Origin of the sequence: Flavobacterium sp. MMS24-S5, assembly GCF_050320125.1 — a bacterium.
In the GTDB taxonomy this organism is placed as follows: Bacteria; Bacteroidota; Bacteroidia; order Flavobacteriales; family Flavobacteriaceae; genus Flavobacterium; species Flavobacterium tyrosinilyticum.
In genome coordinates this window covers 3,013,907-3,040,073 of record NZ_CP190016.1, presented here as the reverse complement: position 1 = coordinate 3,040,073, position 26,167 = coordinate 3,013,907, and the positions used below count along the sequence as shown (strand labels likewise).

Below are 26,167 nucleotides of genomic sequence, written 5' to 3'. Positions count from 1 at the left end.
GTAATAATTTGTTATTTAGTAAGAGATTTTAGTTCGCCTTTCGATTTGATTAGAGATATTTCGGCAATTTTATAATTTAAAACTGCTCTTGTAAAGTTATTTTGAGCTTCAAGCGATGCATTTTGTGCGTCTAACAAATCGGTTAAAGATGCTAAACCTTGAAGGTAATTGTTTTTGGTATTTGATAAAATATCAAGCGCTAAACGCATATTTTCTCTTTGGTTTTCAATGGTTACAAGGTTATTATTGATCTGCGTCATTGCATTTCTATAATCTAAATCCAAAGAAAGTTTAGTGTCTTTGATATCTTCTTGAAGAGATCTGATTTCAACATCAGCTTGTCTTACTCTAGAACGAGTTCCAAAACCTGTAAAAATCGGCACTCTCAAATTTAATCCGATTCCAGAGAAATCTGACCAGTATACTCCAGATGATGGTTTTGCAAACCAAGGAAATTCTGGCACCTTGACCTATATAGTTATATCCAGCTGTCAATGAAAGAGTAGGATAATATTCTGCCTGAATTGCCTTTTTATTAAATACTAAAAGCTCTTCTTGTTTCTTTAAAAGCAGGTATTCAGTTCTGTTTTCAACATTTGGCTCTTCTGTTAAAGACGTTGGAACCACTTCAAATTCTTCTTTAGGCATCACAAATTGAGATTCGATAGGCATACCCATGTAGAATTTCAATGCATTTTCCTGAAGTTCAATTTGATTTTTAACTTGTTGACGCTCTGTGTCAATGTTAGACATTTTTACAATAATACGGTCTAAATCTATTTTTTTAGCCAAACCATTATCAAATTGTCCTTGCACAATATCACGAACCTTTTGAGTATTTACATAGTTACTGTCTAACAATATCAGTCTTTCACGCTGTACATAAACAGAATAGTAGTTATTTGCAACTCTTTCAATAACTTGTTCGTCTGTCAATTGACTATTAATTTGATAAAATTCACGCGTAGACTGTGCTGCTCTTAAACCTGTAAAAACTGCCTGATCAAATATTGCCTGAGTTAAAGAAACCCCAGCTGTTGATGTCCATTTCTGACCAAAAGCAGCTTGAATTGTCGTTCCTGGCTGTCCAAATCCCGCACCATCAATAACTGTTGTTTGAATGATAGGGTTATAGGTTAAGTTACCATTTGCAGTTATTTGCGGTAATGCTCTCGAGCGTATTTCTTGAATTTTATATTCGCTGTTTTCGACCTGAAGTTTTGCCTTCTTAGCATCGGCTTTATTTTCAAGTGCATATGTAACAGCCTCTTTCAAGGTTAAGGTTTTGACTTGTGCGCCAGCAGTTATGCCTAGTGTACACAAAACTATAAGAAAGATTCTTTTCATAAGTAGTTACTATTTATTTTAAAAATTTGAGATGGCATCGTCATTTCATCTTTTACAACTCTCCCAGAATAAATGACGACAATTTGGATAATTAATTATTTATTTTTTTTAATTGCTTTTCTAATTCCTCTACTCCTTTTTCGGTTGCCATTGCACGAGTATGATACTCCAAGGCCTCCAACTCTATTCTTTGCGCTTCACTTTCAGAAACCGTATTTTCGTTTATATGAAAAACTAGAGTGTAATAAAACTTAACATATACCTCTACATTTAAATCACTTCTATATAGTCCTTCACGAATTCCTTTTTCGATATTTTCTCTAAAAAGTTGCGTACACTGATCAATTTCAAAAGACAAAATGTTCTGATAAATCTCTGGATAGTGTTTTTTCAACTGATAGATTGGCGAAGTGTCAATGTTGTTTTTAAACATATCACGAAACATTTCTCTAATCTCAAAATTCTCATGAATAGCGTTATAATTCTTTGCTATAATCGTGTCCATGATTTCGTGCACTTGGCCATGAACTAATGATGTGCTTTCCTCAATCAAAACTTCTTTGTTGCAGAAATATTTGTAAATCGTTTTTTTAGAAATACACATTTCTCCTGCAATATCATCCATTGTAACACTCTTAAAACCAAGCTTTAAAAACAACTCGCTTGCTTTTGATATAATCTTCTCTTTCATTTTAAATTCTCGAATTGCCTTACAAATATACTTTGGAAACTAAAATCAAAAAAATAGTTTCCGATATTTTTGTAATAATTTTACATTAATTTATTCTTTTAGTAAGATTTATATGCTAAATTCTAAATTTGCTATAAGTTTGATGTCTTTTCCCAAAGCGGCGCCAGAAGAATGATTAAAAGAGCTAAAATCTAAACCAAAGTCTTCTCGTTTGATATTTCCTTTAATTTCAAAAGCTACTTTCTTTTCTCCGTTATAAATATTTTCTCCCAAAAATTCAGCATCCAATTCAACTACTCTTGTAATATCTTTTATGGTTAAATCTCCTTTGAAGAAATTGATATTCTGATTTACTTTTTGAAATGAAGTCGATTTAAAGCTAATAATTGGATGCTCATCTTCTTCAAAAAAGTCTTGAAGCTGTAAATAAGCATCTATAGATTGGAAACTTTCATTTTTGTTATTGATATCCAAAGAGAATTCAACCGAAGCATCTTCAATCTCATTATCTTCTATGTTTACATAACCATCAAATTTATTTGTGTTTCCACCCATATAAGCAGTTCTCGATCTTCTCATTTCTAATAAAACATCTGACTGACTAGAATCTAAGGTTCCATTTTGTTTTCATAAATACTTGATTTAATTGAATTTATAAATCATTCAAACTCTTATGGAAACTTTTAAAGTGTTCTTAGTTTCCATTATAGTGCTGCAAATATAGACAGGAAACTCTAAATACCAAAAAAGTTTCCAAGTTTTTTATAAAAAATTTTAACATCTTAGAAATGAGAATAATTAAGACCCCCTTTCCAATTCTTTAAGAAGCTTTTAATCATTTCAATAATTGAAATTCATATTTGAATTGTATCTTTGAGCTTCGAAATCAGAATTCATTATGCACGATATAAGTCAGTACCAAGATTTTTTCATCAATTATCTTCAAAGCCAAAACATACATAAAGAGCCTAAAAATCTTTACGAGCCTATAGAATATATTTTAGGACTTGGCGGAAAACGCATTCGTCCTGTTTTAACTTTAATGGCTGCAGAGGTTTTTGACACTGATTATTCGATTGCGCTTCCGGCAGCAATGGCGGTTGAAGTTTTTCACAACTTTTCGCTGGTTCATGATGACATTATGGACGACGCGCCTTTGAGAAGAGGACAAGTTACGGTGCATGAAAAATGGGATTTAAACACTGGGATTCTTTCTGGAGATGCCATGCTTATTTTGGCTTATCAATATTTTGAACAATATGAACCGACTGTTTTTAGAAATTTAGCCAAATTATTCAGCAAAACAGCGCTTGAAGTTTGCGAAGGACAGCAGTGGGATGTAGATTTTGAAACTCGTAAAGATGTTACGATTCCGCAATATCTTAAAATGATTGAATACAAAACAGCTGTTTTGGTTGCGGCTGCCATGAAAATGGGCGCAATTGTATCTAAAACTTCTGAGAAAGAAGCCGATTTAATTTATGATTTCGGACTAAATTTAGGATTGGCTTTCCAGCTTCAAGATGATTATTTGGATGCTTTTGGAGATCCTGAAACTTTTGGAAAACAAGTTGGAGGAGATATTATTGAAAATAAAAAAACGTATTTGTATCTAAAAGCCTTAGAATTTTCTTCTAACGAAAAAGCTTCAGAATTAGAAAAATTGTTTACGCTTCAGCTAGAAGATAATGTAGAAAAAATAGAAACTGCCAAAGCAATTTTTAACGAATCTGGAGCATCAAAAGCAACACAGGAAGCAATTGAAATGTATACTTTTAAAGCTTTTGAAACGTTAGAAAAAATGGAAATCGGCGATGAAAAGAAAAACGTTTTGAGGACTTTCGGAGAAAACTTAATGGGACGCAAAGTTTAGTGTTCCGTTTTCAGAAATTAGTATTCAGAAAAAAATCTACAATCAGCAATCAAAAATCTAAAATCACATGTTTGTAGCACCAGTAAATACCGAATCATTATTAGAGCAAGCGCAGGCAGAGACTTTATATTTGAATCTTATTGAGCAGATTAATAAAGACTTCAATCTGGCCAATGAAGGAATCGATTTCCCATTAAGCATTTCGCCAGACGAATTAAAGATTCAGATTCATGAAAAAGTCTACCGAATGATTCAGTACAAATTTGCTGAATACTTAAATCTTCTCTACATCATTGACGTTCCCGAAAACGAAATCAAACAACTTGACGGATCAGATTTGGTTATTCTGGCCGAACAAGTTGCTTTCTTGATTCTAAAGAGAGAATGGCAGAAGGTTTGGTTTCGAAATTATTATAAATAGACTTTTCCCCCGAATTAAGTATATTGATAAACAACCTTCCCGAATTTATCAGATCCTAAATTATAGGTTTTATTGATAAACTCAGCCAAAGTATCGCCATCTGTAAAAATAGAATCAATCTTTATTTTATGTGTTTTATAGCTTTCAATACCTGTCAGCAAATCCTCCGTTGTTCCCAAACAATTACCAATAAAACTCACATTACGAATCATTAAATTGGCAATCAATAAAGGTAAATTTATTGGTTTTACATTTGTTATTTTATCTGATGACTGATTAAAAATGCCACAAGTCACGTATCGTGCATGCAAATTTAATTTTGAAGACAAAATAGGCAAATATGTGTCTGAAAAGGCATCCAAAACGACATCAAAAAATATTTTTTCGGGTATTTTATTTTCCTTTATCCCAAAAACATCTTTAATAAAAGTAAAATGCTCACGCACTATTTCTGTATTTTTCCCTGAATAAGATAATCCGTAAACATTGCAATCCAGATTCCAAAGCGCATTTAGGAAAAAGAAAGAAGTATTAGATGTAATTGATGTTACCAATACATTATCTCCTTTTTTGATATTGGCTTTTCTAATCATTGCCGTAGCCGTTTGAATTCCGATACTCATCGCTCCAGCTTCGACACTGGAAATATAATCTGGTACTTTGATTAGTTTTCCCCAATGATATATTTCATATTCTTTACTAGAATGATTAGAGGGAATTCCTGGGATAGTTCCATTTTCAGATTCAGGATAAAAGCAATTACCCATCACTAAATCACCTACTGCTAATGTGGTTACATTTTTACCAATAGCTGCCACGTGTCCTGAAAAATCAGATCCAATGGCGTAAAAAGTATCCTCTTTTTCAGCATTCAATTTTTTCCATGCGCCTTCAATTACGCCTAAATCTCTATAATTTAAAGAGAAACTTGATTTTTTTACCAAAACAAAATTCGCGTATTTATCAGAATCAGCTTCAAAATCAGGAGGAGTTCCTTCAATGAAAGCAATAGGAATTTTTAAGTTATCAATTTCGATTAAATGTTTTTGACTGTCTTCGATTTTATCAAATAAAGAAGAAGTTACTACTGCTAATGCTCTCATAATTTTAGTTTATTAATTCTGCTTTTTCTTTAAGTGTTTTACTTGCGTGCAATTTTTTACTGTAATATTTATACAAATAATCATAAACAACCATTTCGTGTGCTCTTTGTTTGGTTATAAAAATTCGATTACAAATCATGTGGACATAACTTAACATGATATTAAAAAGCAGCGTAGGAAGACGTTGGTCTTCGCTACTTCTTTTTATTGTAGCGATAGCATCGACATTTTTGTCTGAACGCTGTTTAAGAATTTGATTTAATGGCTCATACATTTCATCGATATTGTTTCTGTCTAAGAAAGCTTCAATTTCAGATTCATGAGTTACAAACATTTCATTAATCTGTTTATTAAGTTTTCCAGAACGATTAAATTCTTTTCCAAAACTGGTTTTGGCCACATTAAACAATTTGACTTTACTTTCAAGGCCAATATTGAAATCATCTAAAAAGTGATCAATAGACAATAAGGAGAACAGCCATCTTACTTTTTCTCCCGAATCTCCTTCAATCATATCAGTAAACTGCAAAGTACACTCGCTATCATTATGAAACAAGGTTTCAGTTTCTTCGATAACCTCATAACCATATCTCTGCAACTCTCTAAGATAATTATCTGTTTGTGTTTTCCAGATTATTTTCATTTTTTCAAGAGGCTCGATATGCTTTTTAACGATTTGAATACAATCTGTAAAAGAATCTGTCTTTTTTAACAAAACACGGAATCTGATATGATGTCCCTGAGTATCATGATAACGAATAAAAAACCATTTATCGATTAAATCACTTGACTTTAATTCTTCGACAATTGGGTTTATCGCTCTATTTAGAACCTCTTCTCCTGCTCTTTCTCCGCAGTAAAACTTATAGTAAAGCCATTTTTCTCCTATTGAAAATGAAGGAATAACATTTGACTTAGACTCTTTCGATACAAACTGAATTGTGGTGTCAGCTTCTTGTTTTTGATCGATATTTTTATGCGCCGTAAAAATTATTTCATTACAATAAGTGCCTGTTATAGTATCTTCAGCGAAGAAAAACTCTTTTAATTGAACGAATTTTTCACCTTTGAGCATAAAGTAAAAAACATTACAGCTCAAATCATTTTTGAAATTAATCAACACTTCATTATCTCCCTGAGTAAAATATACAAGATCCGGAATGTTTCTCTGTGCTACGAAATTTCGAATAAATTCAATATTTTTTGATTCACTAACTGCCAGAATACTTTCAATTTCAGTTTTACTGATGTTCCAGGTAGCTCTGCTTAAAACCGCATCTTTATAAGTTAATCGTGGTAAAAAATCAAACTGATTTTGAAGTGCCCCCCAACTAAATCCAAATCCAAAAGAGTTTTGATTTTGAAGATCACAAAGAAAATGATAGATTGGCAATGCATTTGCACTATAGTTATGTGCATTACTTAGTCTTGGAATAATTTCTTTATTGAGCTTTTTAGAGCGCAAAACGATTTTTCCTCCTTTAACTGAAACATAAAGATCTTCAATCATAATTTGATTCTCTTTTTCTACAGATGCATTTCCTAAATACGGAATTTCATATTCTCTTTGAAAATTTCTGTATAAGATATTTCCTGTTCTCGCCTGAGGCAAGTGTACTATTTCAGCAATAATTTTGTCTGGCTGCAGTTGATTTTCAATTGCAGTTACTTCATTGCATAAATCTAAAATTTTGGTATCTAAATGGCTAAATCTTCCTATTAATCCGTTTGCAGATCGAACCACTAGCTGTTTTTAAATTGATTTTTTCAACTCCATCTTCATGAAAAACATTTACAAATGCTGAAAAAGTATCTGGGTATAAAGATTCATTTTCTTCAAATTTATTGACTTCATCATCTGTAATTTCGACAGACTGAAGGTTATTTTTTGTAGCCTGAATCAATTTTTTGAATATAAACGCCTTTTTTGTGTCCATTGAAATCTGATTCACATCAGACTGTTCAGTGTTGATTAGCAATTCGTCAACCAAAGGAGATTTTGCTCCAGACTGTCTTCCGTAACCAATACCAATGTCCGGATCTAGAACGCTTACCAATGGCTGTTCATATTCTTCAAAACGTTCTTGAAATTTTTTCTTAAAATCATTCAAATTGGCATTGTTGTATTTCGACTGCAATTTATTTAGAACTGTTAGTGCAGGACGTAGTTTTTTTAAAGTTTTAAAACTAATAGAACCATTCTCTATCTTTCTAAAACTATCAACCTGGAATAATTTTGAAACATCAACATGATTTAGTTCCTCATTTACTAATTCATGAATTTCAGTATATAAAACAGGATCATTAGTATTATTTTCATCAAGGGTATTAATTTTTGTTTTTAGATTAGTAATTAATTCTTTGATAACCTGTGCTTCATAAAAATCAAATCGTTTTTCCGAAAATACTTTTACTAATTTATCCAGATAATCTTCTCCCGTTATGGTAAACTCAAGTTCACTTACGATAAATTGACTTTGTATAAGAGTATTGATAAATTCTTTGGCTTCATTTTCCGTGATTTCATCAGAAACCAAATTATTTACCAATTCACTTAACAAAACTCCGTTTTTAGCTTTCGTGAATATTTCTTCCAGATACTCACTGATTTCTACTTCAGAAATTTTATGAAATCTAACATTGTCTTTGAAATAGTATTCTACATACCTATATTTATCAAAAACGGTGTAAATTGAGTTGTTACTATGGTATTTTAAAACCTTTTGTATAGCATCATTTTGCAAGATCACAGGCAGAAAGCTCCCTAAGAAATACATATCAAATTTAGTAAACCTGCCAAAAACGCTCTCCTTAACATTCAAGTCAGTTTCCGAGTTCACATCTACAGCTGACACAGTAGCAAACATTCCAAAAGGCGTACTTCTGTTTGACAAACGGGAAACATATTTATACAAAGATCCCTTTAAGTTTTTCAAGTCATCTTCAGTCTGAAAAGCTTCTCCTTTTTCCCAAGATAAAAGCGCTTTGTAGATGTTTGGAGAACCAATAAATAATGCTTCTCTGTTTTCTTTTTTTGAAAAGATTTCTAAAATCTTCTCCCAAGTAATATCCAATTGTTTTTCTTCAATTGGAGTTCTTACAATAGCTGTTTTTGTAAAAGAGTAATTTTTCATTTTTTTAAATTTTCCTTATTCAACAATTATATTGTTCCACATTTTATAATAGTATTCTTTTTTATTTAGCAACTCTTCATGAGAACCTGACTCAATGATTTCACCTTTTTTAAAGGCATAGATAACATCTGCTTTTTTTATCGACTGCAACTTGTGCGCAATTACAATTATTGTTTTTCCCTGTGCTCTTAAATCTTCTACCAGATTTTTTATTACCAACTCTGATTCCGAATCAAGAGCTGAAGTAGCTTCATCAAGAATAAGCACTTCTGGATCTTTATAGAGTGCTCTTGCAAAAGCGATTCTTTGTCTTTCTCCTCCTGACAAATTAGCTCCAAACTCGCCTAAATAAGTATTAAATCCATTTGGTAAAGCCTCAATAAAATCATAAGCTCCCACTTTTTTACTCACATTAATTATTTTTTCCATGTCTGGATTGGATTGTCCGATTGCAATGTTAAAAGCAATGGTCCCATCAAAAAGCTCTACATTTTGAGGCACTGTGGTAATTAATGAATTGATACTTTGTTTAGAGATATAATTCAGATCATATTCCCCAATTAATATTTTACCTTCTTTTGGAGCATAAATATTTTGAATTAATGAGGCAATTGTACTTTTTCCGCTTCCGCTTTCTCCAACCAAAGCTGTAAATTGACCTTTCTTGATTGTTAAATTCAAATCTTTAAAAATGTATCTTCCTAATTCATAAGAGAAATCGATGTTTTTAAATTTGATATCATCAAAATTATTTGCTGTTAGATTTACTTTAGATTCCATTTCTTCACGATCAAGATCCATAATTCCAAACAAACGGTCTGAAGCAATCATTGCATTCTGAATTGCCTGATTAGTCCCAATCAATTGTGCTGCCGGACCAGTAAAATATCCAATAATAGAGTAGAACGAAAACAATTCTCCTGGTGTAATTTCGCCATCAATTGTATAATAAGTTCCTACCCATAAAAGGATTATAGTAAATAATCTGGAAACAAAATCTGTAGATGTTCTTGAAAAAATTCCATTCAATCCAGATTTATAAATGCTTTGAAGCAAATCAATAAATTTTAATTCTGTTTTTATTTTAGAGAAATCTTCCAACGATAATCTTTTAACAGTACCTATATTTTTTATAGACTCTACCAATTGAGATTCTAAAAGCGCGTTTTTCTCCATTATTTCGCGTTCTACTTTTTTATTTAGCTTGTTTGTTATGAAGTAAATAGCAACGTAAAACGGAATTATCAATGAAATAATTAAAGCTAATTTCCAATAAAAAGTAAACATAAAAACGAACGAAAAAATGACAATTAGAATGTTAACAGAAACGCTTAAAGCAGTTTCATTTATTAAGGCTCGAATTTTTACGGCATCTCCAATTCTTGACATAATTTCGCCAATTCGCATGGTGTCAAAAAACTTTTGAGGCATTGTAAAAAGATGCTTGTAATACCCTAATATTAATCTTGAATCTATTTGCTGGCTTGTTTTTAGAATAAATACATCTTTTAAAACACTGTATATAATTTGAAGCAACAAACAGCCTATTACTATTATACTCATTAAATTCAGCAAGCTTTTATTCCCGCTGACTAGTACAAAATCTGTAATCTTACCAACATAAATTGAAACAGAAAAACCTAAAAGCGTATATAAAACGGCTCCAATAATAGCTTGCAGTAAAATGTACTTATGCGGTTTTAATAAAAATAATATTCTTCTGAAATTTGATATTTTCTCGTTTTTCTCTTTAAAAATGTCATCATCAGGAACTAAGATTAAAGCATACCCAGTAAATATTTTTTGTAATTCAGCAAATGACTTTTTTTCCAATTTGCCGACCGCAGGATCCATTGTAAGGACATATTTGCTGGTAACTTTATAAGCTACTATATAATGAGGAAATTCATGCCCGTCTTTTATAATTAATACATGCAATATGGCAGGTAACGGAATATCTCTTAATCCTTCGAATTCAACTTTTACTCCTTTGGCTAGAAATCCTAATTTTACTGAAGCTTCTCTTAACCCTAATAATGTTGTTCCTTTTTGATTGGTATTCGCATATTGTCTAATTCTAGAAATAGGCAGACTTAAATTGTAATGTTCTGAAATTGAAGCTAAACAAGCAGCACCGCAATCTGAAGAATCATGTTGTTTTATTGCAATTTTACTCATTTTTGTTGTTATAAGGATTAAACCAATCGTCTACTTTGTCAAATAATAACTGATATGCAGTTCTTTTAGTTAGAAAAAAACGGCTTGTTAAACTCATTCCTTTTTTTAAGTTTCCTGTCGCCCCATTTTTTAGAGACAAAGTGTCTTTTTCTAGACTGCTCTTAATTTTGTAATAAGGAGCATTATTGATGATTAAAATATCTTTACTTATTTCGATAATTTTACCCCTTGCAAAACCCCATTGATTTGAATTAAAAGCATCAACCTGATATATGGCGTCTCCACCTTCTTTTAAAAACCCTATTTCTGACGGATTAACGTAGGTTTCTACAATAATATCCTTATCGGGAGAAATTTCAACAATTGGGTTTCCTGCTGCAATTCCGCTGCCTTTATGAAAACCCTGCATGTTTATTAATTCGCCATCTATGGGCGCAATTATCATATAATTATTTTCTTCTTCTTTTAACTGTTTTTGATTCGAATGAATACTTTTATTATTCTGACTTAGCTGTGTATATTCTTTTTGCCAGGATAATTCGGTTTGTTTAATTAAATTGATTCGATCGTTTTTAATCTTATCCAGATCCAGTTGTGCTTTTTCAAATTCGGATTTAGAAATAACTTCTTTTTGAAACAAGTATTCTTTTCTATTAAAATCGGATTGGGTGTTTTTAATAATAACATCTAGATTATATAATTCTTGCTGATGTTTTAAAAGCTCTCTTTTATATTGATCGGATTGTATTTGATTGTAATTTCGATCGATCAAATTCTTCAAATCATTTAAGTAACGTAAGTTTTCAGAACTTTGAACAATGTTCAGATTCTCTCTCTCTTTAATATATTGTGTTCTATTATTAGTAGAGTATCGCCTTTTTTTATCTTTTGATTTTCATCAACATTAAAAAAAGATATTTTACCACTTATGGGTGAGTATAGTGTCAGTTTTTTTTCTTGCGGAATTATGTTTCCTCTACTTGTCGTATAAATATCTATAACTATAAAAGGCAAAGAAACCGCTGCAATTAAAAGTGCTAAGAAAGTAATCACAAATAAAAGCGACGTTTTTTTATTATGCTTGATAATATGATTTTCAACTGTACTGTTTAAAATCTCTTTTGGAAAAATTTCATTATCGCTCATTTCTTTAGTATTAAATTGTTTGACAAATGAACCTAATATTTAAAGAAGAAAAAAGTGAAGAATCCCTATTTTTATAAAAAAAGCATATAAAAATACGATCTATATTGTTGATTTTTAGATAAATAAAATATCATTTGCATTTTTACGAGTCTTTATGCTTTCGGTTAGTTCTCATGGTTTTTAATGACAAAAAAAAGCGTTATCTGATTTTTAAAATCAATAACGCTACAATAAAACCAGCCCTTTTTGAACTATTAAAATATTATCTATAGTTTATTCTCAATAAAAAAAAACTACCTGCAAATTAATGCAGATAGTTTTTTTAAGAATCAATTGTGCTATCCTTAATTGAGTCTCTAATAACTTTACAAAAACACCCCTTAAACTATCTCGGTTTATTAGTAATAGTTTTTAATACTGCAAGTTCAGACGTATTAAAAATCATAATGTTGTTTCTGTTTTGTTTTTTTGATTTATTATTTATCAGCAAATAAATCTTTAGTGATTTGATAGCTGATCGCTACTGATGCCAGGAAACTTTCTAGAACACTACCTCCTCCGTTTACCTCCTTTAATAAATCATCATTTAATTCTGTGATTACAGATTTGTTAAAAACTAGCTTATTGTTTTGGTTTTGCGTTTTCATAATTTTAAATTTTAAATTTAGTCCTTACTCTTTTCAGGATTTTCGGGTTACTCCTATTTATTTAATATAAATTTAAAGAGCTCAGGAAATTGCTGCATAAAGAAATATATGATATTATCTGAAAATGCTATCTTATTGTTTGCATTTCTTTAATAACAATTTATTTTTACTCTTTTTTGTGGCTTTTCAGATTACTTTGTTTTGCAGTTTTATTTTCGATTTCATTTTTTTTAGAATATTGCTTCTTCTTAAAATCTCTAACAATAATATAACTTGTCAGAAAGGCTAATAAAAAAGTCAAAAGTATCTGATTACTTTCACAACTCATTGTTTATATTAATCAGCCATTAACCAAGCGATACCTGCACTAACAAGTCCACCAAGTACTGCTGAACAATATCCTGAAGAAGTTGCTACTGGAGAAGTTCCTCCATCTACTGAATACATTTGGTTGTCATTTAATTCGATAACACTAGCTTTATTGAACGCTAATTTGTTGTTTGCATTTTGCTTTTTCATAATTTTATTATTTAATTTTTATTCCCTACTCTTTTAAGGATTTTCGGGTTACTCCTTGTCATTCATTGTAACTTATCGTGTGGATTCTAATCTATTACTTGTCAGCAAATAAATCTTTAGTGATTTCATAACTGATCGCTACTGAAGCCAAGAAACTTTCTAGAACACTACCTCCTCCGTTTACTTCCTTTAATAAATCATCATTTAATTCTGTAAGTACAGATTTGTTAAAAACTAACTTGTTGTTTTGGTTTTGCGTTTTCATAATTTTTTAAACTTTAAATTCAATCCTTACTCTTTTCAGGCTTTTCAGGTTTCTCCTTGTTTGTTTTAATATAAAATTTAAGATCTCAATAAATTGTCGTCTAAGCAATACAATATGGGATACGATACGGTATTAAAATACTGTTAGTACTATAAAAATAGGTCTGCTATTTTATACCCATTTGGTTGTTTTTTAGCGGCAATTTATTCTTACTCTATTTTATGACTTTTCAGATCGCTTTGTTTTGCAGTTTTATTTTCGATTTCAATTTTTTTAGAATATTGCTTCTTCTTAAAATCTCTAACAATAATATAACTTGTCAAAGCGGCTAATAAAAAAATCAAAACTATCCGATTGCTTTTATAACTCATTGTTGCCATTAATCAGCCATTAACCAATAAATAGATGCACTAATGGCAGCTACACAATAATATGAAGAGACTGTCACGGTTCCTCCTTCTACAGATTGCATTTGGCTGTCATTCAATTCGATAACACTAGCTTTATTGAAAGCTAACTTGTTGTTTGCGTTTTGCTTTTTCATAATTTTATATTTAATTTTTGTTCCCTACTCTTTTAAGGATTTTTGGGTTACTCCTTTTTTTAGGATTGTTTTATCTTTAGTTAATTGCTAAAAAAACTTATAGATTTATTAAGCTACTGCAAGTAAAGTCTGCACACAGCAACATCCTGTACAAGTATCTCCGCCACCATCTATTGATGTTCCGCCGTTGATCTCGTTTAATTGATTTTCATTTAATTCTGTAACAGCTACTTTATTGAAAGCAAGCTTGTTGTTTGAGTTTTGTTTTTTCATAATTTTATTTATTAGATATTCTCTGCTTGACTAGTTAGAATTCCTAGTCCAATACTAGCAATTACAAGTATAGATGAAAGGATGCTTCCGCCATTTACATCTTGAAGCTGGGTGTCGTTTAATTCTGCAACGACAGTTTTATTAAAAATCAGCTTATTGTTTGAGTTTTGTTTTTTCATTTTCTAATTATTAGGTTGTTATTATTTTTAAAGTAAAGTCAAAACATAAATCGTAATAGAAATACTTCTGAGTGAATCAGTACCTCCGTTTATTTCTTGAAGTTGACTTTCATTAAGCTCTGTAATAGCCGTTTTATTAAAAGCAAGTTTATTGCTTGTGTCTTTTTTTTTCATGATCATTTGTTTTTTAATAATTTACTTTCATTTGAATTATGGCACGCAATAGATTCAGAGTCCGTATTGCCCAAATTTGAATACGTCCCATTTCTTTTTAGAACATACTGATGCCGCGTACTAAAATCTAAGCTGAGAAATAGGCCCAATTTTAGCAGTTTAGAACATAATGATCTGTATGATTTTTAGACAGTATTAACCCTTTAGGCAAATATATTCCTAGACATACACTCTGTTTTTGTAATCAAGTATTGGATAGAAGAAGTGCTTTTGAAAGCGTAAAAAACGAAATGACAATGTTTTTTACATCTGCAGAAGCAATTTCCAGTAAACTTTTAAGATTACGTTTTTTATTAAATTACCTTATAAAAAAGAGTCTCCACACCCTCTTTATTCTGTACAATTGTCTAGTTACTAACAAACTAATAGTAATGCTATTGCTCATTTGCTTTTTACACAACCATTAACCAAGTACCATATCCGGCAGTTATAATAAAACTTATAATTAAATCATTTGTGCCGCTATTGATATCTTGCAATTCATTTTCGTTTAATTCAGTAACAATAGCTTTATTGAAAGCTAATTTGTTGTTTTGAGTTAATTTTTTCATTCTAAAATGTCTGGATTACATATCTTGCATTATTATAATACTTATTTGCAAACAACAGCATCCTGTGCAATTGTCTCCTCCTAAAATAGTTGATCCTCCATTGATTTCATTCATTGAATTTTCATTTAATTCTGTAACATCTGCTTTTTTAAAAGCCAGTTTGTTGGTAATAATTGTTTTTTTCATTTGATTATTGTTTAATTGTTTAACGATTAATTTTTATAAATAAGAATCTCGCATAACACAGACAGGAAAAAGTCTGTACTATCATTCAATTCTTTTTACTTTGTATTACTTAATTAATTCAAGTATCTAGTGATCAGCGATTAAAACAACATCACTGTACCTAAAACTATTTCAACCTTACTCAAAATTACAATCAATAGATATTTATAGATAAAACACGAAAGCATATTATTGCTTCGGTAAAATATCCAAGCTGATTTATTTGAAAAAACCTTTAATTTTTTTTGATATTTTATAAAACAATGACTTAGAACTACTTATGCCCTGGTTGTCATAAATTTTAAAAATTGAATTTTTGCTGAGTCTTTTACGACCAGATTGATTACTTGTTTTCATAACCTTTGTTTCAAAAGCTAACAAGAAATGCTTTGTAGAAGTACTTTAGAATTTGTAAAAAAATGTATTATGAAGCACATTTTTTTTTACTTTTGCAGAAGTAATTTCTGGCAACCTTGCTAGGTATTACGTTTTTTTTAAAATTACCTTATAAAACAGAGTCTCCACACTCTGTTTTATTTTTTTAGATTTAAAAGTGGCTACTTATTTTCACCACTTTTTTAAACCCAATTGAAACATTTCGATATTCGAATTATTTCTGAGACAAAGTAAAATCTTTTTTTCCTGTCAAAAAAACAAAAAGCCCCCATATTTATAAAATAAGGGGGCAAAATATAAATTTAATTTATTGAAAATCAATAACTTACATAAGAATCACTTCTTTTCATCTTCTAGCATTTGATTTATCTTTTTTATATAAATAGAAGGGCTAATTCCGGTTGCAATCTTAAAATATTTGGTAAATGATTCAGGACTTTTATATCCAATTTCTTCTGCTATGGCATTAATTGAATAGGATCTTAACTTTGCATTATTCTTTAATTCAAGAATGATATAATTAATTCTCAATTCAGTTACATAAGTGCTGAAATTCTTGCCTAATTCATTATTCACTATTTTAGATAAATAGGCCGTATTTGTCTTTAATCTCTTTGCAACATTATGCAATGTAAAATCTTGTTTTAAGAATAATTTTTTTTCTTCCAATTTAATAAGCTTCTCCAAAATTTCTATTCTTGTTGTATCTTTTATAACAAATTGAGAGTTTGCGTCTTCTCCACTTTCTGTATTGTTATCTTCAAGATTATTTTTTTCAATAAATATTTCGTCATCAAGATCTGTAATAATAGGCATAATTGGATTTTGAACCTGTTCTAATTCAAATTTATCCTCTACCATATGATCTTCTAATTCTTCGCTTAAAAAATCTGTACTTTGTTCTTGTTCATCCACTTTTATGTGGGCTTGATGTTCAAATTTTTTAATTTTAAACATTAGCTCCTCAAATTTTATCTGATTTTGTATGCTGTCTTTTCTTCTTTTAAGTAAAAATCTAACAAATACTAGAATTAAAAAAAGAATTAAACCAAGTAAAATCCAATTTTGCTTTTTTTGTTCATTTTCACGTTCTTTAATTTCGTTGATGTCAATTTTATGCAAATGATCAATAGCTTCAATTCTCTTTTCTCCAATTTTCTTCGATTTTTCAATAAATTGACTATAGTAGTAGTTTGATTCAGAAAATTTCTTAATTGATTTATAGTTTTCTGCTAATAGATAATAGATTTCAGATAAAGTCTCTACCGGAATATTTGATGCAGCCTCCTTTTTTATTAATGAATCCAAGATCAAAATTGCTTTATCGTACTCTTTTTGGATAGAATACAATCTTGATATCTTGATATTGGTATCGATTATTAAATTTTTACTTTGGATATTTTGCGCAATAAGCAATGCTTTATCAAAAGTTGATTTAGCTTCTGAGTATTTTTTTTTATCTATATAAATTAATCCTAACTGAATCAAAAAATGAACTTCATGTTCTCTAAATCTACTTTCTTGAGATTCCTTAAGTCCACTTTTTATAAAGATATAGGCTGAATCTGGTTTGTTTAGATTAATATACGTTTTTACTAATCCCAATTTGAGGTTTAATTGACCTACAGGACTACTGCCTTTTTTATTTAGGTTTTCTTTGTAGATATTTAAAGCGTCCTGATATCGCTCCAATTCATAAGCAATACTTCCTTTTTTTATCGAAATGTAATCATAAGCATTTTCATCTTTCAGTTTTTTAGACAATTCCGAACATTCCTCATAAAGAGTTAAAGCTTCCTCAAAATCAAATTCGTTGAATAAAAAGTTTGCTTTATTGATCTTGAAGACCATTTCGAGTTTTTGATTACCGATTTGAATCGTCTTTTGGATTGCTTTATCAAAGTAATAATAAGCACTATCTTTTTGCATTAATGCACCGCTTAAGTCAGCTAAAACACAAGAAGATTTGGCTTCTTCTTCGAGCAAATTATTAGATTTAGCGTATTTTAGTATTTTATGGCAATAATATTTTGCTTTAACAGGATTAGTATACAGCAAACTTTTTACAGAATCCTTATAGACCTCTATTTTATTCTGAGAAAATAAATTAATAGAAAATAATAAAAGTAAACAGTACAACCTAGACAGTCTATTCATTTTCGTTTCTTTTTCAAAAAAATAGGAATAATTAATTTAATGCCGAAGATATATTTTTTTTATAAAAAGGCAGGCTATTTTTATAAAAATAAGGTACATCGGTTTTTTTTAATATCATTTTTAGAATAATTTCACCAAACAATTTAAAATATTAAACCCAATTTTAAAACCCAAAAACATTATGAAAAAGATTATGAACAAAATCAAACCAAAAAAAATAGTATTTAAGAAAACAAATATTATGGAACTTGACTCAAAACAAGCAAGATCAATTGTGGGAGGTAGTAATCCAGGTGATCCAATTACTGACCCAAGGAGCGTATATTCTATTTATGTAGAACAATAATAGTGAAGCATAAGTTTTCAAAATAAAAAAAGACCGATTCAAATTGAATCGGTCTTTTTTATTATATATAAAGTACTTTAAAAATACACCCTCACAAAAGGCATAAATCCTGAACCGTAAAGACTTTTATTAGGATCGTATAAAACATCGTAACGCGCTCCAATTGTCACGTTTCCTGTTCTATAACCTGCTCCTAGATATAATGCGGTATTCCAATAAGAATCGGAAAAACCGGGATGATAATAATTTTCATCGTAGTCGGTATCGACCTTAACTTGTTCCAATTCTGCAGATAATTGAAGTTGCGGAATCGGATTTACAAGCGTTATAAAACTTCCGCCGTAAACAAATGATTCGTAATAATTCTTTTGATATAAATAGCCAAACTGCAATCCAACTCCAAGGGCAACAATTTCGTTGACATTGTAAATGGCGCTTGGCATTACAGAGACATTAGTGTATCCTGAGCCAAACCCAAGACCTAAACCACCCCCAAATTGAACTTTTTCCCAAAAATGGTTACTGTTGTCAATGACATATTTTTGTTGTGCAATACTATAACTTGAAAATAAGACGGCCAAAATCACAAAAAAATATTTGCAATCGATTGAAAATTGAATTTTATTCATAGTTAACGTTTATTTTAACAAATTTTTACGTAAAAGTACGTAAAAAAAAGATTTAAATAAATGTGATTGTTGTACTTTTGCCTTTCTATATAACAAAAAAGTATATTCACTCATATTATGGATAGGTTTTCATTTTTAAACGCAGCGCATACCGAGTTTTTTGCACAATTATACGATCAATATTTAGTTAACCCAGACAGCGTTGAGCCTAGCTGGAGAAGTTTTTTTCAAGGTTTTGACTTTGGACAAACAACTTATAACGACGAAAATCCAGTGCAAACGATCGTTGAGTACGTGACTAGCGACAACGCAGACTGTAGTTTGGTTTCAGAAAAACTGCAAAAAGAATTCAATGTACTAAAATTAATTGACGGATACCGTACGCGCGGGCATTTATTCACGAAAACAAATCCTGTTCGTGACCGTAGAACTTCATCTCCAACTTTGGATATTGAAAACTTCGGGTTAACAACAGCCGATCTTTCGACTGTTTTTGATGCTGCTCAAACCATCGGCATGGTGCCTTCTTCTTTGCAAGATATCGTAAATCGTCTTAAAGCTATTTACTGCCAGCATATCGGTATTGAATATATGTACATTAGAAATCCTGGTGTTGTAAAATGGATTCAGGACAAATTGGCTGTAAATGTTAATCAGCCCAATTTCTCTACAGAAGAAAAGAAAACAATCTTAAATAAATTAAACGAAGCTGTTTCTTTTGAGAACTTCCTTCATACTAAATATGTTGGACAAAAACGTTTCTCATTAGAAGGTGGAGAATCTATCATCCCAGCTTTAGATGCTTTGATCGAGCAAGCTGCCGAGAAAGGTGTTGAACAATTCGTAATGGGAATGGCTCACCGTGGTCGTTTGAACGTTTTGGCAAACATCTTCGGAAAATCTACTCAAGATATCTTTGGTGAGTTTGACGGTAAAGATTACGATCAAGAATATTTTGACGGTGACGTAAAATACCACTTAGGCCTTACTGCCGACAAAAAAACAAGATCTGGAAAAAGCATCAACATCAATTTAGCACCAAACCCTTCTCACTTAGAAACTGTTGGAGCTGTAATTGAAGGTATCACAAGAGCTAAACAAGATAAATATTATGCTGACGATTTCTCTAAAGTATTGCCAATCGCAGTACACGGAGATGCTGCAATTGCAGGTCAAGGTATTTTATATGAAATCATTCAGATGGCTCAACTTGATGGTTACAAAACTGGAGGAACAATCCACATAGTAATTAACAACCAAGTTGGATTTACAACAAACTACTTAGACGCTCGTTCTTCTACTTATTGTACAGACGTTGCCAAAGTGACTCTTTCTCCAGTATTGCACGTAAATGCTGATGATGCAGAGGCTGTTGTACACGCTGTATCTTTTGCATTAGACTACAGAATGCAATTTGGACGTGACGTATTTATTGACTTATTAGGATATAGAAAATACGGACATAATGAAGGTGACGAACCTCGTTTCACACAACCTGTTTTATATAAAATCATTGCTAAACATAAAAACCCAAGAGACATCTACGCAGATAAATTACTTTCTGATGGTGTAATCGATGCATCTTATGTTAATGCTTTAGAAAAACAATACAAATCTGCTTTAGAAGAAAACTTAGAAGCTTCACGTAAAAAAGACTTAACAATCATTACTCCATTCATGAAAAACGAATGGGACGGATTTGTTCAGGTAACAGATACTCAAATGCTTCAAAAAGTTGATACTACTTTTGCTAAAGAAGGATTAGATTCTATCATTAAGACAATCTCAACTTTACCAGAAGACAAAAAGTTTATCAACAAAATCAGTAAAATTGTTACAGACAGAAAAGCTGGTTACGATAACAATACCATCGATTGGGGAACTGCAGAAGCACTAGCTTACGGTTCACTTTTAACAGAAGGATTCGACGTTCGTATTTCTGGTCAAGACGTTGAGCGTGGTACATTCTCTCACCGTCATGCTGTTGTAAAAGTAGAAGATTCTGAAGAGGAGGTAATCTTATTGAACGCTATTGAAAACAAAAAAGGAAACTTTGGCGTATTCAATTCACTTTTATCAGAATATGGTGTTTTAGGTTTTGATTATGGATATGCATTAGCAAACCCAAAAGCCTTAACAATTTGGGAAGCACAATTTGGAGATTTCTCTAACGGTGCTCAAATCATGATTGACCAATACATTTCTTGTGGTGAAGACAAATGGAACAACCAAAACGGTATTGTTTTATTATTGCCTCACGGATATGAAGGACAAGGTGCAGAACACTCTTCTGCAAGAATGGAACGTTACTTACAGCTTTGCGCAAGACACAACATGTATGTTGCCGATTGTACAACGCCAGCTAACTTCTTCCACTTGTTAAGAAGACAAATGAAAACGAATTTCCGTAAACCATTGGTAGTTTTCTCTCCAAAAAGTTTATTGCGTGATCCAAGATGTGTATCTACAGTTGAAGAAATTGCAAACGGAAGTTTCCAAGAAACAATTGATGACAATACCGTAGACAAAAAAGGTGTAAAAACTTTAGTTTTTGTTACAGGTAAATTCTACTATGATATCGTAGCAGAAAGAGAAAACAACGGAAGAAATGATGTTGCAGTGGTTCGTATCGAACAATTATTCCCTTTCCCTGTAGATCAAATCAAAGAAATTATTGCACAATATCCAAATGCTGACGATTATGTTTGGGCGCAAGAAGAGCCTAAAAACATGGGAGCTTACAGCTTTATGTTAATGAACTTTGATCTTGTAAAATGGAGATTGGCTTCATTAAAAGCATATTCTGCTCCAGCATCTGGAAGCTACACACGTGCGAAACGTCGTCATGCAGATGCAATTAGAATGGTATTCGATAAAAATTTATTCAGATAATAAAAAAATGTTTCAAGTTTCAGCCCCGATAACTATCAGGAATGAAGCCATAAAAACCTTAAACAAAGAAATAAGATGATTTTAGAAATGAAAGTCCCATCACCAGGGGAATCAATAAAAGAAGTTGAAATTGCAACTTGGTTAGTAAAAGACGGAGATTATGTAGAAAAAGATCAGGCGATTGCTGAAGTTGATTCAGATAAAGCTACTCTTGAATTACCTGCTGAAATGAGCGGTGTAATTACACTAAAAGCTGAAGAAGGTGATACAGTAGCTGTAGGTGCTGTAGTTTGTTTAATTGATACAGATGCTGCTAAACCAGCAGGTGGTGCAGCTCCAGCGGCGGAAGCTCCTAAAGCTGAGGCACCAAAAGCGGAAGCTCCAAAGGCAGAAGCACCAAAAGCTGAGGCTCCGAAAGCGGCTCCGGCAGCAACAAGTTATGCAGCTGGAACTCCATCTCCGGCAGCGAGAAAAATATTAGACGAAAAAAATATTGCTCCAGCAACAGTTTCAGGAACTGGTAAAGGCGGAAGAATTACTAAAGATGATGCTGTAAATGCAGTACCATCTATGGGAACTCCAACTGGTGGAAGCCGTGGAACTGAGCGTACAAAATTATCTATGTTACGTCGTAAAGTAGCAGAAAGACTAGTTTCAGCTAAAAATGAAACAGCTATGCTTACTACTTTCAACGAAGTAAACATGACACCAATCAACCAAATTCGTAACGAATACAAAGATGCTTTCAAAGCAAAACATGGTGGTCTTGGTTTAGGTTTTATGTCATTCTTTACAAAAGCAGTTACAAGAGCTTTAGAATTATATCCAGATGTTAACTCAATGATGGATGGTGATTACAAAATCGCTTATGATTTTGCTGACATCTCAATTGCAGTTTCTGAACCAAAAGGATTAATGGTTCCTGTTGTTCGTAATGCTGAATTATTGACTTTCCGCGGAATTGAAGCTGAAATCAAAAGATTAGCTTTAAGAGCTCGTGACGGTCAAATTACAGTTGACGATATGACTGGAGGAACTTTTACAATTACTAACGGTGGAGTTTTTGGAAGTATGTTATCTACTCCAATCATCAACCCTCCGCAATCAGGAATCTTAGGAATGCACAACATCATCGAGCGTCCAATTGCTGTAAACGGAAAAGTTGAAATTCACCCAATGATGTATGTTGCTCTTTCTTACGACCACAGAATCATCGACGGACGTGAGTCTGTTGGTTTCTTAGTTGCTGTAAAAGAGGCTTTAGAAAACCCAGTAGAATTATTGATGAATGGCGACGCTAAACGTGCTTTAGAGTTGTAATTTTTAAAGTAATTTTTGACAATAATAAAAACCTGTTCATTAATTTGAGCAGGTTTTTTTGCTTAAGATTAGCTTAATTTAAGCTTAAAATGTTAATTTTTTAAAAAAATGTAAATTTTACCCTTTAAAAAATATTTAATTTAGAATAAATAAGAATAACTTGTTTAGTTGCAGTCCAACAATTAAATTTGCACTATCAAAATTAATTCTAAATAAAAATGAAATTAAAATTTACAGTTTCTTTTTTGAGTTTTTGTTTTGCTTTAATGACCAGCGTATCTGCTTTGGCTCAGGAAAAAGCAACTATTAAAGGTCAAATTAGCTTAACAAATAATCAAGCTGCAGATAATGTATCTGTCACATTGAAAGGAACAAAAATAGGAACTAACACAGACGCCAACGGTTTCTATGAAATTAAAAATATTAAACCAGGCAACTATGTGATAAAAGTTTCTGGAATTGGTTATTCTTCTAAAGAAAAAAGCGTTAGCCTTAATGGTGGCGATTCAATTATTGAGGATTTTAGAATTAGTGAAAACTCTCAAGAATTAAATGAAATTGTTGTAAACGGAAACAGAAAAAATCCGCTAGCTCGTAAAGAAACACAACAAGTATCAAGATTACCTCTTAAAAATCTTGAAAACCCACAAGTTTATACTACAATTACTGCTGAGTTATTAAAAGAACAAGTAGTTACCAATCTTGACGATGCGCTTAAAAATGCTCCAGGATTAACACCTCTTTGGGCTTCTACAGGTCGTGGAGGTGATGGTGCGGGTTATTTCTCTTTAAGAGGATTTGCTGTACAGCCAACAATGACTAATGGATTACCAGGATTAACAAACGGAGGTTTAGATCCTGCTAACATAGATAAAATTGAAGTAATTAAAGGCTCCTTCTGGTACTTTATTCGGAAGCAGTTTAATCTCTTACGGAGGTTTAATTAACTTAACTACAAAAAAACCTTATGATCGTTTTGGAGGAGAAGTTAGCTACACTGCCGGAAGCAATGGTTTAAACAGAGTAACGGCAGATGTTAATACTCCTGTAGATGAGGAACACAGAATTAATTTCCGCGTAAATACTGCTTATCATACAGAAAACAGTTTCCAAGATGCTGGATTTAAAAAATCGTTCTTTTTTGCTCCATCATTATCTTACCAAGTAAATGACAAACTTTCGTTTTTCATTAATACAGAATTCATGAACAACAAACAAACGAACGCTACTATGTTATTTTTAGACAGAGCAGCTCCGTTAAGGGTTCACAATATGAATGAATTAGGTTACGACAACAAACGCTCTTACACTAGTAATGAATTGGCAATCGAAACTCCTTCATACAATTTGCAAGGTCAAATGATGTACAAATTCAACGACCAATGGACTTCACAAACTGTAGTTTCAAGAGGCTCATCTTCATCTAATGGATATTACAGCTATTTATACGAAGGAACCCAATATGCACCAGCTGAAATAAGTGAAGGAATTGTTTTAGGACGTTCTATGAATTATCAAAATTCTACAACTCTAACAACAGATATTCAACAAAACTTTATTGGAGACTTTAAAATAGGAAACCTAAGAAACCGTCTTGTTTTTGGTTTAGACTACTTCAACAGAGGTATGGTTGACAATAGCTCTAATTACGTAAGAAATGGTAATGTCTATATTGGTAATTTAGATGTTGCCACTGTGAATCAATATCTTTACAACATCACAGATCCTACTAAATACATTACTAATGGAGATAATGGAAACTTAACTAAAGCTGGAACTGATGCTCTTATTGCAAGTGCTGGAATTAGTATGAACAAAACAAAACAAGAAGTTTACAGCGCCTATTTTTCTGATGTAATCAATTTTACACCGGCTTTATCAGCAATGGCAAGTTTACGTGTTGACCGTTTTGTAACTGCTGGCGATGTATCAACAAGTGCAGATGACTTTAATCAAACTGCATTTTCTCCTAAATTTGGTATCGTTTATCAGCCAATTATAGATAAAGTTTCGCTTTTTGCAAACTATATGGATGGTTTTGCTAATTCTGCTCCAGTAACAGAAATTCTAGGTGACGGAACTACTCGCCCAAGAACTTTCAAACCAGAACACGCTAACCAATTTGAAATTGGTACAAAATTAAACGTGTTTAAAGATAAACTTTACGCGACATTTAGCTACTATGACATTCAGGTAAAAGACCAAGTTTATGTAGTTTATACGGCTACATCTCAAACACCTTATCAAGATGGGGCACAAAGAAATAAAGGTTTTGAAGCAGAATTTGTTGCAAACCCTATTGATGGTTTAAACATCGTAGCGGGTTACAGCTATGTTGATGCTGTCTTAAACGCTGGAGATCCTTCTTTTGTAGGACGTAGACCAGAAAGTTCAGGACCTAGAAACTTAGCAAATCTTTGGGCAAGTTATAAATTCCCAGAAGGAGATTTAAAAGGTTTTGGTTTAGGATTTGGAGGAAACTATGCTGACAAAAACTTAATCATGAACAGAAACGGTGTTGGTCAATTTACAATACCTTCTTATACTGTTTTAAATTCTTCTATTTTCTACGGAACAGAAAAATACACATTGACATTAAAATTAGACAATATTGCTAATGTTGATACATATGATGGTTGGTCAACAATTCATCCAAGAAACATGAGAACTGTAGCAGCGAACTTCTCATACAGATTCTAATAAAAAACAGCAAAAACACCTTTCTCATAAAAGAAAGGTGTTTTTTTAAATTTTAAAGATTATGATTACAACTGCCAGCGTTATCGTTTTTTTAGCTTTTTACACTCTTTATTACACTTCAAAAAGAGCTGTATTGTCTTATGATTTGGGTTTTGAAAAATGGATGCAGAAAAATCCAAAGCAAACTAAAATCATTGGCTTAATGCTTTTGTTATCTGCTTACATGATGTGGCTTTTTACACAATCATTAGGCTGTGGCACTTTGATGTTTTTTATTCAGCTCATGACCGTTGGAAGCTTAATCATTATCCTTACACCACTAAAAAAAATAAACAGTAAGTTACTTTTGGCATTACTTGTTTTTATTGCACTAACAGAATTCTACTACCAGTAATCA

The 26,167-nt window shown here is 31.6% G+C and carries 27 protein-coding genes and 1 pseudogene; 8 read left to right on the top strand and 20 right to left on the bottom strand.

Going from position 1 to position 26,167, the window contains the following annotated elements; translation table 11 throughout:
- Nucleotides 1-11 precede the first annotated feature (11 nt).
- The 3 genes and pseudogenes from ACPWTF_RS14095 to ACPWTF_RS14085 form a co-directional block, all read right to left on the bottom strand.
- A pseudogene (locus tag ACPWTF_RS14095) lies at nucleotides 12-1,347 on the bottom strand (TolC family protein).
- A 91-nt stretch (nucleotides 1,348-1,438) separates the two neighbouring features.
- Complete coding sequence (locus ACPWTF_RS14090; RefSeq protein ID WP_427871670.1) at nucleotides 1,439-2,038, bottom strand: TetR/AcrR family transcriptional regulator; 600 nt, start codon at nucleotides 2,036-2,038, stop codon at nucleotides 1,439-1,441.
- Between the two features lie 108 nt (nucleotides 2,039-2,146).
- Nucleotides 2,147-2,617, bottom strand: a complete 471-nt coding sequence (locus ACPWTF_RS14085; RefSeq protein WP_427871668.1) for a YceI family protein — start codon at nucleotides 2,615-2,617, stop codon at nucleotides 2,147-2,149.
- Nucleotides 2,618-2,936: 319 nt separating this feature from the next.
- Here ACPWTF_RS14085 and ACPWTF_RS14080 point away from each other — a divergent pair, with 319 nt between their 5' ends.
- Both ACPWTF_RS14080 and ACPWTF_RS14075 read left to right on the top strand, forming a co-directional pair.
- Nucleotides 2,937-3,911, top strand: a complete 975-nt coding sequence (locus ACPWTF_RS14080; RefSeq protein WP_427871667.1) for a polyprenyl synthetase family protein — start codon at nucleotides 2,937-2,939, stop codon at nucleotides 3,909-3,911.
- A 67-nt stretch (nucleotides 3,912-3,978) separates the two neighbouring features.
- A complete protein-coding gene (locus ACPWTF_RS14075) occupies nucleotides 3,979-4,332 on the top strand; it encodes a hypothetical protein (protein WP_427871665.1) in 354 nt (117 codons plus the stop codon).
- A 14-nt stretch (nucleotides 4,333-4,346) separates the two neighbouring features.
- Here the strand turns inward: ACPWTF_RS14075 and ACPWTF_RS14070 are convergent, their stop codons facing one another.
- The 16 genes from ACPWTF_RS14070 to ACPWTF_RS13995 form a co-directional block, all read right to left on the bottom strand.
- Nucleotides 4,347-5,435: an alcohol dehydrogenase catalytic domain-containing protein gene (locus ACPWTF_RS14070; RefSeq protein WP_427871663.1), complete on the bottom strand. Its 1,089-nt coding sequence runs from the start codon at nucleotides 5,433-5,435 to the stop codon at nucleotides 4,347-4,349.
- Between the two features lie 4 nt (nucleotides 5,436-5,439).
- Nucleotides 5,440-7,179, bottom strand: a complete 1,740-nt coding sequence (locus ACPWTF_RS14065; protein ID WP_427871662.1) for a thiopeptide-type bacteriocin biosynthesis protein — start codon at nucleotides 7,177-7,179, stop codon at nucleotides 5,440-5,442.
- A complete protein-coding gene (locus ACPWTF_RS14060; protein ID WP_427871660.1) occupies nucleotides 7,142-8,569 on the bottom strand; it encodes a lantibiotic dehydratase in 1,428 nt (475 codons plus the stop codon). The genes ACPWTF_RS14065 and ACPWTF_RS14060 overlap by 38 nt, the downstream gene beginning before the upstream one ends.
- A 15-nt stretch (nucleotides 8,570-8,584) precedes the next feature.
- On the bottom strand, nucleotides 8,585-10,747 hold the full coding sequence (locus tag ACPWTF_RS14055; RefSeq protein ID WP_427871658.1) for a peptidase domain-containing ABC transporter: 2,163 nt from the start codon (nucleotides 10,745-10,747) through the stop codon (nucleotides 8,585-8,587).
- A complete protein-coding gene (locus ACPWTF_RS14050) occupies nucleotides 10,740-11,528 on the bottom strand; it encodes an HlyD family secretion protein (protein ID WP_427871656.1) in 789 nt (262 codons plus the stop codon). Before ACPWTF_RS14050 ends, ACPWTF_RS14055 begins: the two co-directional genes overlap by 8 nt.
- Nucleotides 11,529-11,569: 41 nt before the next feature.
- Nucleotides 11,570-11,893, bottom strand: coding sequence for a biotin/lipoyl-binding protein (locus ACPWTF_RS14045; RefSeq protein WP_427871654.1), 324 nt, complete (start codon nucleotides 11,891-11,893; stop codon nucleotides 11,570-11,572).
- Nucleotides 11,894-12,369: 476 nt separating this feature from the next.
- Nucleotides 12,370-12,540 carry a class I lanthipeptide gene (locus ACPWTF_RS14040; RefSeq protein ID WP_427871653.1) on the bottom strand — a complete coding sequence of 57 codons (171 nt, stop codon included), beginning with the start codon at nucleotides 12,538-12,540 and terminating at the stop codon, nucleotides 12,370-12,372.
- Between the two features lie 336 nt (nucleotides 12,541-12,876).
- Nucleotides 12,877-13,059, bottom strand: coding sequence for a class I lanthipeptide (locus ACPWTF_RS14035; protein ID WP_427871651.1), 183 nt, complete (start codon nucleotides 13,057-13,059; stop codon nucleotides 12,877-12,879).
- 94 nt (nucleotides 13,060-13,153) lie between these two features.
- A complete protein-coding gene (locus tag ACPWTF_RS14030; protein ID WP_427871649.1) occupies nucleotides 13,154-13,324 on the bottom strand; it encodes a class I lanthipeptide in 171 nt (56 codons plus the stop codon).
- A 379-nt stretch (nucleotides 13,325-13,703) separates the two neighbouring features.
- A complete protein-coding gene (locus ACPWTF_RS14025) occupies nucleotides 13,704-13,868 on the bottom strand; it encodes a class I lanthipeptide (RefSeq protein ID WP_427871648.1) in 165 nt (54 codons plus the stop codon).
- 108 nt (nucleotides 13,869-13,976) lie between these two features.
- Nucleotides 13,977-14,141: a class I lanthipeptide gene (locus ACPWTF_RS14020; protein ID WP_427871646.1), complete on the bottom strand. Its 165-nt coding sequence runs from the start codon at nucleotides 14,139-14,141 to the stop codon at nucleotides 13,977-13,979.
- A gap of 11 nt (nucleotides 14,142-14,152) precedes the next feature.
- A complete protein-coding gene (locus ACPWTF_RS14015) occupies nucleotides 14,153-14,320 on the bottom strand; it encodes a class I lanthipeptide (protein WP_427871644.1) in 168 nt (55 codons plus the stop codon).
- Nucleotides 14,321-14,347: 27 nt separating this feature from the next.
- Nucleotides 14,348-14,494, bottom strand: coding sequence for a class I lanthipeptide (locus tag ACPWTF_RS14010; RefSeq protein WP_427871643.1), 147 nt, complete (start codon nucleotides 14,492-14,494; stop codon nucleotides 14,348-14,350).
- A gap of 452 nt (nucleotides 14,495-14,946) precedes the next feature.
- Nucleotides 14,947-15,105: a class I lanthipeptide gene (locus ACPWTF_RS14005; RefSeq protein WP_427871642.1), complete on the bottom strand. Its 159-nt coding sequence runs from the start codon at nucleotides 15,103-15,105 to the stop codon at nucleotides 14,947-14,949.
- Nucleotides 15,106-15,120: 15 nt separating this feature from the next.
- The gene (locus tag ACPWTF_RS14000; RefSeq protein ID WP_427871641.1) at nucleotides 15,121-15,291 is read right to left on the bottom strand and encodes a class I lanthipeptide; all 171 of its coding nucleotides are present in this window, start codon (nucleotides 15,289-15,291) and stop codon (nucleotides 15,121-15,123) included.
- A gap of 771 nt (nucleotides 15,292-16,062) precedes the next feature.
- Complete coding sequence (locus ACPWTF_RS13995; protein ID WP_427871639.1) at nucleotides 16,063-17,490, bottom strand: helix-turn-helix domain-containing protein; 1,428 nt, start codon at nucleotides 17,488-17,490, stop codon at nucleotides 16,063-16,065.
- A gap of 574 nt (nucleotides 17,491-18,064) precedes the next feature.
- Between ACPWTF_RS13995 and ACPWTF_RS13990 the strand changes: the two genes are divergently transcribed.
- Nucleotides 18,065-18,229: a hypothetical protein gene (locus tag ACPWTF_RS13990; RefSeq protein ID WP_427871638.1), complete on the top strand. Its 165-nt coding sequence runs from the start codon at nucleotides 18,065-18,067 to the stop codon at nucleotides 18,227-18,229.
- 77 nt (nucleotides 18,230-18,306) lie between these two features.
- On the opposite strand, the gene ACPWTF_RS13985 is transcribed toward ACPWTF_RS13990, so the two are convergent.
- Nucleotides 18,307-18,858 (bottom strand): hypothetical protein, encoded by a 552-nt coding sequence (locus ACPWTF_RS13985; protein WP_379794922.1) that lies wholly within the window; start codon nucleotides 18,856-18,858, stop codon nucleotides 18,307-18,309.
- Nucleotides 18,859-18,975: 117 nt separating this feature from the next.
- Between ACPWTF_RS13985 and ACPWTF_RS13980 the strand changes: the two genes are divergently transcribed.
- From ACPWTF_RS13980 to ACPWTF_RS13960, 5 genes are all read left to right on the top strand, one after another.
- Complete coding sequence (locus ACPWTF_RS13980) at nucleotides 18,976-21,750, top strand: 2-oxoglutarate dehydrogenase E1 component (RefSeq protein ID WP_248729027.1); 2,775 nt, start codon at nucleotides 18,976-18,978, stop codon at nucleotides 21,748-21,750.
- 75 nt (nucleotides 21,751-21,825) lie between these two features.
- Entirely contained in the window at nucleotides 21,826-23,070 is a 1,245-nt protein-coding gene (gene odhB, locus ACPWTF_RS13975; protein ID WP_427871636.1) for a 2-oxoglutarate dehydrogenase complex dihydrolipoyllysine-residue succinyltransferase, read from the top strand.
- Between the two features lie 218 nt (nucleotides 23,071-23,288).
- Nucleotides 23,289-24,017, top strand: coding sequence for a carboxypeptidase-like regulatory domain-containing protein (locus tag ACPWTF_RS13970; RefSeq protein ID WP_427871634.1), 729 nt, complete (start codon nucleotides 23,289-23,291; stop codon nucleotides 24,015-24,017).
- A gap of 256 nt (nucleotides 24,018-24,273) precedes the next feature.
- Nucleotides 24,274-25,770 (top strand): TonB-dependent siderophore receptor, encoded by a 1,497-nt coding sequence (locus ACPWTF_RS13965; protein WP_427871633.1) that lies wholly within the window; start codon nucleotides 24,274-24,276, stop codon nucleotides 25,768-25,770.
- Nucleotides 25,771-25,831: 61 nt separating this feature from the next.
- Complete coding sequence (locus ACPWTF_RS13960; RefSeq protein WP_250834461.1) at nucleotides 25,832-26,164, top strand: hypothetical protein; 333 nt, start codon at nucleotides 25,832-25,834, stop codon at nucleotides 26,162-26,164.
- Nucleotides 26,165-26,167: the final 3 nt, after the last annotated feature.

Bases quoted from the DNA above. Each gene is read 5' to 3' on its own strand.
- ACPWTF_RS14080 (WP_427871667.1), top strand. From the start codon at position 2,937: ATGCACGATATAAGTCAGTACCAAGATTTTTTCATCAATTATCTTCAA.
- ACPWTF_RS14000 (WP_427871641.1), bottom strand. From the start codon at position 15,291: ATGAAAAAAACAATTATTACCAACAAACTGGCTTTTAAAAAAGCAGAT.
- ACPWTF_RS13990 (WP_427871638.1), top strand. From the start codon at position 18,065: ATGAAAAAGATTATGAACAAAATCAAACCAAAAAAAATAGTATTTAAG.
- ACPWTF_RS14060 (WP_427871660.1), bottom strand. From the start codon at position 8,569: ATGAAAAATTACTCTTTTACAAAAACAGCTATTGTAAGAACTCCAATT.
- odhB (WP_427871636.1), top strand. From the start codon at position 21,826: ATGATTTTAGAAATGAAAGTCCCATCACCAGGGGAATCAATAAAAGAA.
- ACPWTF_RS14020 (WP_427871646.1), bottom strand. From the start codon at position 14,141: ATGAAAAAACAAAACTCAAACAACAAGCTTGCTTTCAATAAAGTAGCT.
- ACPWTF_RS13985 (WP_379794922.1), bottom strand. From the start codon at position 18,858: ATGAATAAAATTCAATTTTCAATCGATTGCAAATATTTTTTTGTGATT.
- ACPWTF_RS14015 (WP_427871644.1), bottom strand. From the start codon at position 14,320: ATGAAAAAACAAAACTCAAACAATAAGCTGATTTTTAATAAAACTGTC.
- ACPWTF_RS14090 (WP_427871670.1), bottom strand. From the start codon at position 2,038: ATGAAAGAGAAGATTATATCAAAAGCAAGCGAGTTGTTTTTAAAGCTT.
- ACPWTF_RS14010 (WP_427871643.1), bottom strand. From the start codon at position 14,494: ATGAAAAAAAAAGACACAAGCAATAAACTTGCTTTTAATAAAACGGCT.
- ACPWTF_RS13980 (WP_248729027.1), top strand. From the start codon at position 18,976: ATGGATAGGTTTTCATTTTTAAACGCAGCGCATACCGAGTTTTTTGCA.
- ACPWTF_RS13965 (WP_427871633.1), top strand. From the start codon at position 24,274: ATGAACAACAAACAAACGAACGCTACTATGTTATTTTTAGACAGAGCA.
- ACPWTF_RS14025 (WP_427871648.1), bottom strand. From the start codon at position 13,868: ATGAAAAAGCAAAACGCAAACAACAAGTTAGCTTTCAATAAAGCTAGT.
- ACPWTF_RS14005 (WP_427871642.1), bottom strand. From the start codon at position 15,105: ATGAAAAAATTAACTCAAAACAACAAATTAGCTTTCAATAAAGCTATT.
- ACPWTF_RS14085 (WP_427871668.1), bottom strand. From the start codon at position 2,617: ATGAGAAGATCGAGAACTGCTTATATGGGTGGAAACACAAATAAATTT.
- ACPWTF_RS14030 (WP_427871649.1), bottom strand. From the start codon at position 13,324: ATGAAAACGCAAAACCAAAACAACAAGTTAGTTTTTAACAAATCTGTA.
- ACPWTF_RS14070 (WP_427871663.1), bottom strand. From the start codon at position 5,435: ATGAGAGCATTAGCAGTAGTAACTTCTTCTTTATTTGATAAAATCGAA.
- ACPWTF_RS14055 (WP_427871658.1), bottom strand. From the start codon at position 10,747: ATGAGTAAAATTGCAATAAAACAACATGATTCTTCAGATTGCGGTGCT.
- ACPWTF_RS14075 (WP_427871665.1), top strand. From the start codon at position 3,979: ATGTTTGTAGCACCAGTAAATACCGAATCATTATTAGAGCAAGCGCAG.
- ACPWTF_RS13970 (WP_427871634.1), top strand. From the start codon at position 23,289: ATGAAATTAAAATTTACAGTTTCTTTTTTGAGTTTTTGTTTTGCTTTA.
- ACPWTF_RS13960 (WP_250834461.1), top strand. From the start codon at position 25,832: ATGATTACAACTGCCAGCGTTATCGTTTTTTTAGCTTTTTACACTCTT.
- ACPWTF_RS14035 (WP_427871651.1), bottom strand. From the start codon at position 13,059: ATGAAAAAGCAAAATGCAAACAACAAATTAGCGTTCAATAAAGCTAGT.
- ACPWTF_RS14045 (WP_427871654.1), bottom strand. From the start codon at position 11,893: ATGAGCGATAATGAAATTTTTCCAAAAGAGATTTTAAACAGTACAGTT.
- ACPWTF_RS14040 (WP_427871653.1), bottom strand. From the start codon at position 12,540: ATGAAAACGCAAAACCAAAACAATAAGCTAGTTTTTAACAAATCTGTA.